The sequence below is a fragment of the Candidatus Nitrosocosmicus sp. T genome, assembly GCF_054408485.1.
Map to the genome: position 1 here is coordinate 609,414 of NZ_CP166992.1, position 13,539 is coordinate 622,952.

Annotated in this window: 13 protein-coding genes; 5 read left to right on the plus strand and 8 right to left on the minus strand. The window is 33.3% G+C overall.

What is annotated here, in order from left to right; all coding sequences use genetic code 11:
* Positions 1 to 17: 17 nt before the first annotated feature.
* The gene (locus AB0A59_RS03180; protein WP_458746411.1) at positions 18 to 185 is read left to right on the plus strand and encodes a hypothetical protein; all 168 of its coding nucleotides are present in this window, start codon (positions 18 to 20) and stop codon (positions 183 to 185) included.
* Positions 186 to 340: 155 nt separating this feature from the next.
* Here AB0A59_RS03180 and AB0A59_RS03185 read toward each other — a convergent pair whose 3' ends face one another.
* Both AB0A59_RS03185 and AB0A59_RS03190 read right to left on the minus strand, forming a co-directional pair.
* The gene (locus AB0A59_RS03185) at positions 341 to 1,204 is read right to left on the minus strand and encodes an alpha/beta fold hydrolase (protein WP_458746413.1); all 864 of its coding nucleotides are present in this window, start codon (positions 1,202 to 1,204) and stop codon (positions 341 to 343) included.
* Positions 1,205 to 1,627: 423 nt separating this feature from the next.
* Positions 1,628 to 2,059, minus strand: a complete 432-nt coding sequence (locus AB0A59_RS03190) for a YidH family protein (protein WP_458746415.1) — start codon at positions 2,057 to 2,059, stop codon at positions 1,628 to 1,630.
* A gap of 1,279 nt (positions 2,060 to 3,338) precedes the next feature.
* On the opposite strand from AB0A59_RS03190, the gene AB0A59_RS03195 reads away from it, so the two are divergent.
* Positions 3,339 to 4,361: an ABC transporter substrate-binding protein gene (locus AB0A59_RS03195; protein ID WP_458746416.1), complete on the plus strand. Its 1,023-nt coding sequence runs from the start codon at positions 3,339 to 3,341 to the stop codon at positions 4,359 to 4,361.
* 287 nt (positions 4,362 to 4,648) lie between these two features.
* Here the strand turns inward: AB0A59_RS03195 and AB0A59_RS03200 are convergent, their stop codons facing one another.
* From AB0A59_RS03200 to AB0A59_RS03220, 5 genes are all read right to left on the minus strand, one after another.
* On the minus strand, positions 4,649 to 5,023 hold the full coding sequence (locus tag AB0A59_RS03200) for a VOC family protein (protein WP_458746418.1): 375 nt from the start codon (positions 5,021 to 5,023) through the stop codon (positions 4,649 to 4,651).
* 462 nt (positions 5,024 to 5,485) lie between these two features.
* Positions 5,486 to 6,334 (minus strand): carbohydrate ABC transporter permease, encoded by an 849-nt coding sequence (locus AB0A59_RS03205; RefSeq protein ID WP_458746420.1) that lies wholly within the window; start codon positions 6,332 to 6,334, stop codon positions 5,486 to 5,488.
* A 7-nt stretch (positions 6,335 to 6,341) separates the two neighbouring features.
* Entirely contained in the window at positions 6,342 to 7,211 is an 870-nt protein-coding gene (locus tag AB0A59_RS03210; protein ID WP_458746422.1) for a carbohydrate ABC transporter permease, read from the minus strand.
* A 34-nt stretch (positions 7,212 to 7,245) separates the two neighbouring features.
* Positions 7,246 to 8,559, minus strand: a complete 1,314-nt coding sequence (locus AB0A59_RS03215; protein ID WP_458746423.1) for an extracellular solute-binding protein — start codon at positions 8,557 to 8,559, stop codon at positions 7,246 to 7,248.
* A gap of 144 nt (positions 8,560 to 8,703) precedes the next feature.
* A complete protein-coding gene (locus AB0A59_RS03220; protein ID WP_458746425.1) occupies positions 8,704 to 9,789 on the minus strand; it encodes an ABC transporter ATP-binding protein in 1,086 nt (361 codons plus the stop codon).
* A gap of 183 nt (positions 9,790 to 9,972) precedes the next feature.
* Between AB0A59_RS03220 and AB0A59_RS03225 the strand changes: the two genes are divergently transcribed.
* The 3 genes from AB0A59_RS03225 to AB0A59_RS03235 all read left to right on the plus strand — a co-directional run bounded on the left by AB0A59_RS03225 (position 9,973) and on the right by AB0A59_RS03235 (position 12,910).
* Entirely contained in the window at positions 9,973 to 10,332 is a 360-nt protein-coding gene (locus tag AB0A59_RS03225) for a hypothetical protein (RefSeq protein WP_458746427.1), read from the plus strand.
* Positions 10,333 to 10,655: 323 nt separating this feature from the next.
* Positions 10,656 to 11,273 carry a hypothetical protein gene (locus AB0A59_RS03230; protein ID WP_458746428.1) on the plus strand — a complete coding sequence of 206 codons (618 nt, stop codon included), beginning with the start codon at positions 10,656 to 10,658 and terminating at the stop codon, positions 11,271 to 11,273.
* 1,337 nt (positions 11,274 to 12,610) lie between these two features.
* Entirely contained in the window at positions 12,611 to 12,910 is a 300-nt protein-coding gene (locus AB0A59_RS03235) for a hypothetical protein (RefSeq protein WP_458720798.1), read from the plus strand.
* 248 nt (positions 12,911 to 13,158) lie between these two features.
* Here the strand turns inward: AB0A59_RS03235 and AB0A59_RS03240 are convergent, their stop codons facing one another.
* Positions 13,159 to 13,368, minus strand: a complete 210-nt coding sequence (locus AB0A59_RS03240) for a hypothetical protein (protein ID WP_458746429.1) — start codon at positions 13,366 to 13,368, stop codon at positions 13,159 to 13,161.
* Positions 13,369 to 13,539 lie beyond the last annotated feature (171 nt).

Consider the following 13,539-nt stretch of genomic DNA (forward strand, 5'->3'; position numbering starts at 1 on the left):
ATTTTTACAGGAAGGGGATGGAAATTGAAAAAGGTATTTATGATATAAACGGTTTTGAAATACGTTTCTTTACCGAAAAGGATATTCAGGATTTACTCAGAGGCCATTTCCAATTATTTTGGATAAAGGAGGAATCTGAAGATCCAGTTACACTTTATCTAATATGTTCTAAGAAAAATTCCTAATGAGAAATTGTTTTTCAAAAGGAAATCGGGTCAAATTTGTTTCACATATCACCGAACCCGCATACCATACGGAACTTAATCCCAAGGATGAGAACTGTTACTAGTAACTATTACAAACATACTAAAATAATAAGATGTTTTATCGTATGTACCATCTAAATGATTTCTAGAAATGTTTTTACCACTTTGGTAAACTTTTCAGGATACTGATACATCCATCCATGTCCTGCATCTTTTACTTGCACAAGTGATACCAAAGGAATCTTTTCAATAAGTGACAATGCAGCTTTAGGTGTAGTAATTATATCGTCTGTTCCCATCAATACCAATGTTGGTTGAGTTATCACCGACGGAGAATTGTACATTCCGTTCCAACCCACTATAGCTTGTGCTTGTTTTTGTGTGGTTTCCAAAGATACTGTGCTTTTGAGCAGCGGAAATTGATTTATGTACTCTGGATTATTTGTAAGCCAAGACTGAGGGAAAAAGAAAGAAAGAATTTGTCTAGCTTGTTCTTCAGGAGTACCCGAAACTCCACCTAGTGTTTGTATTAGCTCTGCACTCGGAGGAATAGCTTTATCACCGCCAGGACCTGCACCATATAAAATTAAACTACTAACTTTATCTGGATGTAAAAGTGCTAATTCCTCTGCAATATATGAACCCATAGACCATCCAAAAATATGGGCTTTATCTATACCAGGTATATCTAACAAACCCGCAGCATCATTTGCAAGCTGGCTGATTGTATATTCTCTAGTTCCATCAGATGAATTTCCAGTGCCCCTATTATTATAGACTATGACTTTGTAGTTAGATTGAGCGATCTCATTAAGTATAGTTGGAGGCCACATATCCATAGTCACTCGCAATCCAGGAACAAAAAGGATTGGAATCTTATCCTTATCGCTAGTACTATTATTTTCAAAAACTTTGTATTCTACTTCTATATCTCCTACAGTGGCATTTTGTATTGGAGACCTTTCAATAGCTTCTCTTGCCTCTGTATCTTTAGACACAAATAACACCTCTAAAAATTGAATGAAATGTCAAAAAGTCCTTGTTAATTTTAAAACACTGAATATATTCTACGAAAAATGATCCATTATTATTGATTTTATCAATAATTTGATTCAATGTGTTTGTATGTTAATATGAGTATAATAATATTACTAGAAGATATCATATCCCTTTCAAACGAATCTAATGATGATCTATTTTAGATGGAAAATATAGCTTGTATATTAAAACAGTTAGTTGGGTGTAGTTTATTATTACGATTTTTAGTAATTAATTAAAGCCTCAAAACCCTTATACATACCAGTTGAATTTGGTCATTTATTTAATGATTTAATGACATCTAATCTTGTAGATTGCATTTACAATAAATAATAAATAAATCTACACGTATTGAATCCAATATCGGTTTCTAAGATGCAAATCTAGATACCGGGTACAAGCACTAGATATACAAAAACAAATATGCTCAAAAAGACAATTATTGCAGTTGTAAAATAAATTGTCCTTTGATTTGGTGAATAAGTTTGTGTCTTTATTGATTTGTGCGTACTGAGATAGTTCTTCAATGCAAACAATATCAATACAATCGCTAAAGATACCGTACCGATTCCAATCCAATTTGAAATCTGATCGATTGAGGATTGGGTTTCGTATGGATTTAATTCAGGCGAGCCACCTGAATACCGTTGTATTATAATTCGAAACTCCGTCAGAAAAAAGCTAAATTTGGATATTATGAATCCAAGACCTATCAGTGCAATACTGGTTCTTACCCATGATAGAAATGTCCTTTCGTTTGCAAGGTACTGTTGTGAGCGATCAGTTTTTTGTTTATCATCTTTATCGTCGACCACATTATTTTACATACTCTTGAAACTATTATAGTATAATATAATGAAATCTTAATGTTATGTCCATGTTCGATATAATGGTAAAAATCAAAGAAAATGATTGAAGACATTATTTGGACTGTCTTTATTCTAGGTTTATACTCCTGTGTATACTATTTCTGAATTATACTTCTGCGAGTAAGTTATTTTTATATCTAATAAAATAATATCTTATGTTTATTCTTATCATAAACGGGATTGACTACTGCTATAGGGAGCTCAATTCTATAGATTGATTACCAAACCCATGTGGATATCCTCATGATTTCCACCGAACCCGCTACCTATTTATCAATAATATCCATATAGAATCGGGGAAATGAAAACTTGTGAAATTTGTGGCGGTACGGTATCATCGGAAACTACTAACACTATATGTTCATATTGTATTAGTGCTAGAGAATCTACAACGGCTTCAAAAGATTTACTTATACCTCACATATGTGGCTGTAATAATGCGGACAGAATGAATTGTCCAATATGCAAGAAACCTTGTCATCATGATACCTCATTAAGTCCTAAGATATTGATTTCACCAATGTAGTATGTACCATCCAACTGTTTTAGTCCTGATAAATAAGGTGTCATATTAGAAAAAGTCTGGATAATTCATTCAAGGATTGATCTGTGCGTCATTTATAGCTAAAATTCAAAAACTCGATCTTTAACTTAATATGATCTCGATAAATATACGAATGTACTTAACTGTTTATGCTTGAGTTGAAATAAAAATAGATTTTCAGTTAATCCTACCGAACCCTTATACCATGAGGGACTTAATCTCACCGCATCAGATACCTGTTTTACTAATATTGAGTTATAAAAAGGGGTCAAATTTGTTTCAAATCCCTTATCAACTCACCCAAAAACCAGACTAATCCTCATTAGTAGAATCAAATTCTTTATACTGTAAAGACAAAGATAAATGATTTATTAAATAGAACGATTTGCTGTAAATCTCATTTTTGTATACCTTAATCGAATAATATACGTTTTATGATTAATTTGGGCGCCCTGGAACTCATCTTTACGCAGACTCGGCTGTGAGTTTAGTCGGAATAGGGGTAGCCCTCTCTAAGCATTATCAGAAGGAGAGAGAGGATCGATATGTTTTGTCAAAAAACTATTTATTTTGAATATAGTTGATAGTTTAAATGTAGCTTCATATGTCTCTCCCCTCCAACTTCTATTAGTAAATCTAGATAGGGAAAAATACTTGTTTATATAATCTTAGGGCATACAAATGAGATTTAAACCATTAGATAGGAAATTATACTGCGCACTAATTTTTAGCATTATTGTAATACCATTTTCCAGCTTCTTGACTTTGGCGGGTGCACAGGTATCAGATGGTGAACCGATAAATCTGGTACTCACTTTATGGGTCCCCAATTTTTTGGTGTATGTTGCACAAGAAAAGGGATTTTTTGAAAAAAATAATGTTGATGTCAATGTAACTTTAAATCGAGAGTATTTGGATATGGTTAGAGGATATGTAGAGGGAGAATATGATGGGACATTTTTAGTCTATCCTGACGCCATATTGCAGAACTCTGAAGGAATTGATACTAAAGTTGTATTCAATACTGATATATCATATGACTCGGATGCAATTATAGGTAATGTAAACAACCTAACCGATGTAAAGGGTAAAAAAGTAGGTGTTGAGGGGATCAATACTTTTTCACATTTATTCATGTTAAAATCTCTGGAAAAAGTTGGTATTGATGAAGGCGATGTTGAATTTGTGAATATTCGTGGTCCAAATATATCAGATGCATTAAAGAAAAGTGAGGTCAGTGCAGGTCACACATATGATCCATACATGTCAGATACTTTAAAGGATGGATTTAAAATTCTCTCCACAGGTGCAATTGTACCCGGTATTATGACCACCGTATTAGTATTTCATTCAGATATAGTAGAACAAAGACCCATGGATATTCAAAACATCATAAAATCGTTGATAGAGGCAAAAGAAGATTATGATAAAAATAAAGAACAAGATATTGAAATAATGTCCGTAAATACGGGGATAAACAAAACCGAAATAATCAATGGGATGGATGCTGCCAAACTCCTGGATGTAGATTATAACACTCAATTTTCAATGAATAAGGAATTAAATACAACTGCTTCGCTATACAACTCGGGAAACTCAATTGCCAATTTTTATGCTGAAAGAGGGGTAATAAGTGAATATCCCGATATTGAAGACATTATTGAACCAAAATTTGTCAATGAATTATTAATTGAAAAAAAGTAATTTAACAGAAAGAATGTGAAATGAGCGCAAGATAAATTTGAAGGAAGACTAGAGGGTAATGAATTCAGATTAAATTTGTTTCACACATCCCCGAACCCTTATACCATAAGGGACTTAATCCCGCCGAACCCGATACCTATTCATAGTAATGATATAAGTAATAATCATAATTTCTTAAGTATCAAAAGTTAAGACATATCAATGAATTTTAGATGTTTCAGTGAAGGCCGCTCCTACAATAATTTGAAGTAAGCCTGAGGAACCTTTCTTTCTCTCTAGGCCTCAAATTAGCCGCGCGGAGGCAATTCCTGAAGGGCCCAAGCGTTGCCATCCGGATCATTAAAATAAACGAACTTACCCCAAACTTGTGTATCGATGTCAGTAACATCCACTCCGCGCTTTTTAAGTTCATCATGAGCGGCCTGAGCATTCTTGACTGTCATTTGTAGACCCTTAATGCAACCAGGTTTCATATTGTCTGCTATACCAATTCCAAAGCAAATTGAACATGCAGAACCTACAGGTGTCATTTGAACAAAACGTAGTTTCTCGTTCACGGTGTGGTCATGATCTAAATTAAAACCTACTTTATCTTTATAAAAATCACGTGCACGATCCACATCTGTTACCGGAATTGCAATCAATTCAAGTTTCATTTCCATCAATAATTCACCCGACACTGTAGGTAAACAGGACAATCCTCAAAAAATACTGGTTGGTCAGGTGGGTTAAATGAATAGATATCCATGAATTTTTATTACAAAGCCATGAATAAAAAGATGCGGTAGTATTGATTGTTGAGGTGTATCCATCTTCATCACATTTTGAGGTTTTTGTGTAAGAAATAAATCATCAACCTATTCTTGTTGTAACCTGCAAACAGAGATTTGTATTAGCAAGATGTGAGTAGTAAATTCAGGTCAAATTTGTTTCACATACCACCGAACCAGCTACCTATTTTAGTAACGATTGTCGTAAAACCAATGAGAAAAGTCATAAATCAGTAGATCAATGACATATAATAAAATCAAAAAATTTATGATAATTTAAATAATTTATCAATATCTATGCAATCTTCTTTTGATAAAGCAAAGTTGAATACTCCTAATATTATTTTGTCTGCTTTATCCTCTTATCGATCCTAAAGTAAATCCTTTTATCATTTGTCTTTGGAAAGCGATGATAAGAATAATCACAGGCAACAGCGCTATAGTGATCCCTGCAGCCAGGTATCCCCATTCGATCCTGTACAAAGAAATGAATTGATATAGTGCCACCTGAAATAGAGTGGAATTCGGAGAATTTGCAAGTACGATTGGAAGAACAAATTCATTCCAAGAAAAGATAAAAGAAAATATCGATGCAACTGCAAAGCCGGGCATAGATAATGGAATGGTAATTCTTCTCAATACTCCAATCTTGGAACATCCATCGATTAATGCAGATTCTTCCAATTCTTTTGGTATCGTTTCAAAATAATTTTTTAATAATATCACGTTTAATGGTATAATAAGTATTTGAAACGTTAGAATTAGAGAAATGAGGGAGTTAAGTAATCCTAGATTTGCAAGAATACTATATAGAGGTATTATGTTTATAACAACGGGTATCATAAATAAACCCAGTATAAGAGAAAAAAAGACCCTTTTAGCTTTAAACTCAAATCTAGCTAGAGCATACCCCGCTAAAGCACAAATAGTAACATTCAGAATCATACTTCCAAAACTAACAATTAAGCTGTTGTATAGGCTTTTTACAATAGTAGAATTTGTAAATACAAAAGCATAATTTTCAAATGTAACATGTTCAGGAATCAATTTCGGGGGAAAACTCATAGTTTCATCATTTGGTTTTAATGATGTAGTGAAAATCCAAATCAAAGGAAATAAGGTGAGCCCAATGAATATAAATATCGCAATATAAATGAAAGATTTTTCAATCTTTTCAATTCTATTATTTGAAAGTATGCTCATGTTCATATTATCCCTTACGTTTTAACGCGATGATATAGATAAAAGCAACTACTATATTGAGAGATAACAATATTATTCCTGATGCCGAACCCTTCGACAAAAGTCCAAATTCAAAAGCCTGTCTATACATGTAAAGGGAAGCAGGAGTACTCGCGAATAAGGGATTACCTCCAGTCATTATAAGAGGTATTTCAAAAAAATTTATCGACCAGATAGTTATCAAGATGACGTCAATTATTATGAATGATTTTATCATGGGAAGCGTTAGATAGACAAACGACTTGAATTTAGAGGCGCCATCCACCTTTGCAGATTCATAAATGGATGGATTAATAGATAATAATCCTGCAGTGAGGAATAAAATAGTAAATGGTGTTCCATACCAAACATTTGCTATAATAATTGACCATACAACTATGTTAGGATCTGACAGCCATGCGACAGAAGAAAATCCCAGATATTCTAGTATGTAGTTTATGATTCCAAAACTGTCGTCAAAAATAAATTTAAATGAAAAAGCAGCAATCAATCCCGATGTTATCCAAGGGATCATAATTAATGCGATCAAAATTTGTTTTCCTTTAATATTTTGATTTAATAGGGATGAAATAAGAAGACCAATCAAAAACTGAAATGCTACAGATCCTCCAACAAATATTATCGAAATTTTAATTGAGGTATGAAAATTTGGATCATTTAAAACTTGAATAAAATTGTCTACCCATACAAATTCCCATTCTTTTAAAATTGTTGTTACAGAGACTCCATGGAGGGAAATATAAATATTCCAAAAGAATGGAAATAATAGAAATACAAACAATATTGAAATGGCTGGTAACAGATAAAGATAGGGCTCATATTTTGATATAGAATGCATTTCAATGAAAAATAATGTATGGATTTAGAATTTGTTACCAACCTAAAACTTCCGCAGTCTTTTTGGCGGCATCATCCAGAGCTTGTTTAGGTGCTTTTATGTTGTGAAAAACTTCATCGATAGCTTGCTTTATATTTTCAGCTATTTGAGGATATTCTGGAATATTTGGTCGACTATGGCCCTGCGGGATCATAGATATCATTTCAGAGTAGTAAGGTATTGTACTATTTAGTTGGGCCGAATAGTTACCCTCACCGATTGGTTTTTGAGTTGGAAGATATCCTTCTTGTTGCAACATAGGCGTTAAAACTTCAGGATCCGTCATAAGTGTCAACAATTCCCATGCCAAATCCTTGTTAGGAGATGTCTGTGGGATACTTAGTATCCATCCGCCCATCATTGTGGTGGTATTAACGTTAGCTGATGGGGTTGGGAACAGCGGAAGCATTCCGATCCTTTCGTCTAGGGAGTTCCATTCACTTTTAGGAAATGTTCCTAACAACCATGATCCTTCTAGCATAACTGCAAACTTTTTATCCGCAAATTCCTGTCCCCAAAAGTGATTGGGCTGAGGCGAAATACCTGCGTCTACTTGTTCCTTTAAGAATTCTAATGCCTTTACACCATGCGAACTGTTGAATACTGGATACCAGTATGATCCCTTAACAGGATGACTGTCTCTTTGCTCAAGGATTTGACCGCCTAGCATCCATAAATATGGATACCACATATCAGGCGAATGGGCGGCTCCCACTAAATGCACTCCTTGGATTTTACGGTCTTTTAGTAAGTCATTTAACTTCTTGGCAGATTCGATATACCCATTCCATGTGGTCAAATTCTCTGGATTAATCCCTGCTTGTTGGAGAAGATCTTTCCAATACCACATCGCTCGAACATCAGTCCATGACCAAATACCATAGGTTTTATTTTCATATTTTCCTCCTTCCCAATTGGTTGGATACCATTCATTTGCCCTTCCCCAATCATTTACTTTATCGGTAATGTCCATAAGAAAACCGCCCTCTGCAAATTCTCCAAGCCATATTTGATCAACAGATATCAAATCTAAAGGAGTTTGGCCTGCCATAGAGGTTATGATCTGTGTTCTGGTTGCGTCATATGGCAATACACGATAATCGATTTGGATATCTAAATCTGGATGGTTTTGTCTTAATTTCTCCAAAGCCTTTTCAAATAGAATATCCCATCTTTCTTTGGGTTCGGCAACAATCGCTGTAAGTGTAACTTGTTGCTGTCCATACACCTTTTCATAATTATTTTGTAGAAAAAAAGTTACAAAAACTAATAAAACTAGTATAGAAAATGATGGTACATATAATTTCATTAGCATTATAGGTACATCAACTTTTTTAAGTATTACTCAAGCAGTAAAACTTCATCTAATTGAACTTGAAGGGGTATATACAATTTAATGTAAAAGTCGGGTAATATTAAAGCAGAAAGAAACACATCTTGCTTATTCTGGGTATTAGTCAATTCTATTTCCTTCTACGTCAAAAAAATGCATCTTTGAGTATTCAATTCCTATTTCTATTTTATCGCCCACATAAAAAGTGTTTAAAATATTGTTTATAGAAACAAGTAAACTATCCAGTCCAATTTTCACTTCTATTGTTGTATCATCACCAAGCATTTCAATAAAGACTACAATTCCCTGCAGCCTGATTCCTGTTGTTATGTCGGTTTCTTTATGAATATTTACATCTCTTGGTCTTATTCCAACGATGAATTTTGGAGTTAATTGTTTCTTAAGCAGTAATTTATCAACTGGCTGAATAATAATTGGTTGTGAGAATAAAAATAGGGATTTATCTCTAACCGATCCATTGATTAAATTCATCTGCGGATTACCAATAAACTGTCCAACAAATGTGTTGTTAGGCTGATGATAGACTTCAATAGGAGTTCCAATCTGCTGTATATTACCATTTTTCATGATGGCAATCCTATCCCCCATACTCATAGCTTCAACTTGGTCATGAGTTATATACAAAGTAGTTATTCCAATTTTCTTTTGCAATTTCTTTATCTCCGTTCTCATATGTGTTCGAAGCTTTGCGTCCAAATTACTAAGAGGTTCATCCATAAGAAATAATTTGGGCTCTCTTACCAAAGCTCTACCTAAGGCCACCCTTTGCATTTGTCCGCCACTCAACTCCTTTGGTTTTCTGTCAAGAAGATCCTTTATTCCTAATAGTTCAGCCATTTGGATGACTGTTTCTTGTATATGGAATTTAGATTTCTTTCTCATTTTTAACGGGAACGCGATATTATCACGGATAGACATATGTGGGTAGAGTGCATAGTTTTGAAAAACCATTGCTACGTCTCTATCTTTAGGGGATAACTCGTTTATCTTTTTATTTCCCAAGTAGATTTGCCCATTTGTGGGATGTATTAATCCTGCTATGCACCTTATTACGGTAGTCTTTCCACATCCTGATGGTCCCAACAATACCATTAATTCGCCTGACTTTATATCGATACTAAATCTATCCAAAGCAGTGGTCCCTCCGTATTTTTTTGTGAGGTTTTCTATCTTGAGATCGACCATGTCTTATCTAACTTAGTGTATATCATAATTTACCTTACATAAAGAATTACCAGATCTTATGCCAAATGAGTAAGAAGCTAAGTAGAATCAACGAAAATTGCCAAATATGTAGCGTTATAAAATTTGTTGTATAATATGATACATAGTAATCTATCATGATGTTAATATTTTTAAACCAAGAAAATGACGATAGAAAAGTATAAGCATAAGACTAATGCCCAATCCAATAGAAAGGGAAAATATGCGACTTCCACTGAAAATCGAAGATTAATGTGGGAATATATTATCTGGCCCTTAGTTTTAGAACTTAATAGGAATTATTTTACACCAGAGGAATATCATAAAATGAGAAATAAGGTTTCAATAGAAAAGAATATCCCAATTTCAAAAATGTCTGGGGGGCTGGTATCACTATTGCTTAAAGGAATTCTCACTCAAGATAACAAATATTATTCAATTCATTACAAATTAATTCCTTATATGAGAAAAAAATCTCAACTGGATTACGAAACAGTTCTAAGGGAAATAAGATCAAAAAAATAAATGAATTATCCAAAAAGTAGCGATACTGATCATTCAACTTCAATTTTAGCAAGTTCATTTGTTGATCAGTTGGGTGAATGAAACATGTCAAATTTGTTTCACATACCACCGAACCAGCTACCTATTTTAGTAACGATATAAAAATTATAACAAATGATTAATATAATTGAAATAAGGATGATTTATCATTGAGTAGATATGAATCTTAACCAAATCTCAGCATTTTTTAATCATTTCACCAATTGGGGTCATGCTTTGTCTATATTAGGCATTAAAAACCGTTTGATACCAGTGTTTATATAGTATGGTACTTATAAGATACTATGTCAAAGAAAACAGAAACTAATCAAAATAATTCCAGTTATACCAATGAACATAACAATAACAATAATATCGATTTCAATGAATCAGTTAACAGATCATTTGATGAAACCAAAGATAATATTAAAAAATCAATAGATGAATCAAGAAACCAAATTCCAAGAATTAATAGTATTGTAAATAGTTATCAAGAACAATCACTACAAACTGCAAAAGAGATATCAGAAGAATATATAGATTCTCAAAAACAAGTCGTCAATTCACTCCAATCAGCATGGAGGCCATACAATGAAGCCTTTAATGGATTAGTTACCAACTTCTATTCTCCTGATGCAGCAGTTAAAGCATATTCAACATTTGTTAGTACTGTTGCAGACAATACCGTATCAGCTATTAGACTTTCAAACAACGTTATTTTCTCAACCCTTGATGCATGGAAACCAGTACTACAACAAACAAAAGATTTTGCAAGACACATATCAAACACAGGAGTAAACGCCGCAAGAACGTTTGAGCAAAATTCAAGACAAATAGCAGCAGATGTTAAAGATGTAACAGCCGATTCAAACGTAAACGCATCTACTACATCAACTACTACCACAAAGTCTACAAATCATTAACAACGAAATAAGAAAAATCAAATACTAAAACAATTTTAGCCCATTGATTTTTCCTTTTAGAGTTATACAAACTCAAATAATTTTTAAATTTATCAATACTAAAATTACATTCTTTTTTAGATACTTTTCTTTTCCATCCATATAAAGAAACGATTTAAAAAAATAAACCATTTCTAGGCTTGACTCATGTGGATATTATCATGATTTCCACCGAACCCGCATAGTATACGGAACTTAATCCCACCGAATTTGCTCATTATTCTAGTAACATGCTCCGAAATATTTTGAAATACGTTATCGTAAAACTTCAAAATTTATTATCGGATGTCTGTGCTGCTGGGTATCTTCATAACAAAGATATTCTGAACACACAGTGCATCTGCAGATAACTCTGTTGTAGCATGATTGCGAAATGCATTGTAAAGTTTCTTTAGTCTTTTTTCTTTCTAATTGGGCTGTTGTAGTTCTTGCTGGATATCTTCCTACACTAGATGAAATGATTTTTAGCATGCCACTCATTCTGCTATGGTAATTGTAACATAAAAATATTAGTATAAAAAATACAATTTAGTTATAAATGGTTCAAAGTTATATAATGAATTTTGAATAATTGGAATGACACTGATAAAAACAGAGGATAGTAGAAGTTATTCTTAATTATTAGGTCGATGCGAAAAAGGTCAATGAATTTTATCTCTGTTTTATTATCGATCCAAAGATATCTGTTCTCCTAAATTAGCATCTACACACATTTGTTTAGATTGGTATGCTTATTAATCCCGCATCACTAATATTATAAAAACTTTGGTTCTTAATTCCTTGTCCTTTTTATTTCTCTCATTTTATTATATATCGTAGAAAAAGAGTGTTGAAGTGCTGAGGACTTTGCTCTGAATAGAGAATAGTAAGTATTGATAAATTGTTATGTAATTAACTCTATAACCTCTTTTACTCGGAGAAAACAAATCCACATAGAAACCCATGCTAATCTCGAAATGATATTTTTTACCAGACCCGCATAGTATACGGATCTTAATCCCACAGAATAACCATTGAGTATAAAGAGTAGAGGGGTCTAGATACTATCGGACCCAAACATCGAATTTATGGTAACAATATGCTGAATTAATTCAATATAAGTCATGGTGCAAGAGATGGAATGGAGTCAAATTTGTTTCAAATACACCTAACCCGCATAGTATACGGGTCTAAACACATAGTAGAGGTAATGATTAAAGTAGTTGGGATAATATCATCATCATGAGCGACCGCGACCCCCACAAACAACCCGAGAAACTTGAATTACAAGCTAGACTAATTGTCATGATACTAGACAAATGACCATAACCAAAACCCAACAAATAGAGCTAACCAGAAAAATTTTTAAAATACTCGGGGGTGAAAAGAACGTATATAATTTACACTTTTACTGGAATAAGGGCGACGGGTTAGAGTTTTACACTGGTAGTATATCAAAGGTTCAAAAGAAACAAATCAAGAAATTGTTTGATAGAAGTAGATTCTACATATTGGTAGAGAATTCAAAACCTAACCCATTAGAATCATATCATCCTAACAATGGTTTACACTTTTGGATATACGAAAAGCCCACGTATAAAAACCCACCAACATTATGAGCCTTAACATACAAGCGCCCCATCTTTTAACACCTCATTATATTATAGACTCACCATCTCCATTTCCACCGAACACGCTACTTGTTTTGGTAACGGATGAAAATGCAAAAAGGATAAACTATTTCCGATTGTTTAAATTATCAATAAACTACTGCCATTTTATATATCAACAATAATTTGTCTTTCGACAGTATCTACTACAGTATTAGTGGAACTGTCAGAAAACAAAATTTTCAATTAAATGGAATTTATTTGTGTGTTCTTATGAATTCTCTTAATGTGGATGCTTCTTCTTTGTATGCCTTGATTGTGTGAGATTTACCATCTGGACATACTATGGATACTTTTACTATATTGACCTCTGCATCAGAAGCATGGACTGGTGGTTCCACTTTTTCTATTTTGCAATTTGCATCGAGCAGTTTCTTTAATTCAGAAATACTGTTAAGTTCTGGCATATGTAAATTTTGTAGACATTGCTATTTATCAATCATTTTGATGGCATATTTCAAACAGGTGGTTGGATTTAGCGCATATGTACTTTGATATTTATTCTTCCAAGAATTATGATATTCCTACATCTTCCCAATTACAAACTCGTATGAAATTGCACACTCGTCCCACCGAAC

Bases quoted from the DNA above. Each gene is read 5' to 3' on its own strand.
- AB0A59_RS03225 (WP_458746427.1), top strand. From the start codon at position 9,973: ATGACGATAGAAAAGTATAAGCATAAGACTAATGCCCAATCCAATAGA.
- AB0A59_RS03220 (WP_458746425.1), bottom strand. From the start codon at position 9,789: ATGGTCGATCTCAAGATAGAAAACCTCACAAAAAAATACGGAGGGACC.
- AB0A59_RS03235 (WP_458720798.1), top strand. From the start codon at position 12,611: ATGACCATAACCAAAACCCAACAAATAGAGCTAACCAGAAAAATTTTT.
- AB0A59_RS03200 (WP_458746418.1), bottom strand. From the start codon at position 5,023: ATGGAAATGAAACTTGAATTGATTGCAATTCCGGTAACAGATGTGGAT.
- AB0A59_RS03230 (WP_458746428.1), top strand. From the start codon at position 10,656: ATGTCAAAGAAAACAGAAACTAATCAAAATAATTCCAGTTATACCAAT.
- AB0A59_RS03215 (WP_458746423.1), bottom strand. From the start codon at position 8,559: ATGAAATTATATGTACCATCATTTTCTATACTAGTTTTATTAGTTTTT.
- AB0A59_RS03195 (WP_458746416.1), top strand. From the start codon at position 3,339: ATGAGATTTAAACCATTAGATAGGAAATTATACTGCGCACTAATTTTT.
- AB0A59_RS03180 (WP_458746411.1), top strand. From the start codon at position 18: ATGGAAATTGAAAAAGGTATTTATGATATAAACGGTTTTGAAATACGT.
- AB0A59_RS03210 (WP_458746422.1), bottom strand. From the start codon at position 7,211: ATGCATTCTATATCAAAATATGAGCCCTATCTTTATCTGTTACCAGCC.
- AB0A59_RS03205 (WP_458746420.1), bottom strand. From the start codon at position 6,334: ATGAGCATACTTTCAAATAATAGAATTGAAAAGATTGAAAAATCTTTC.
- AB0A59_RS03240 (WP_458746429.1), bottom strand. From the start codon at position 13,368: ATGCCAGAACTTAACAGTATTTCTGAATTAAAGAAACTGCTCGATGCA.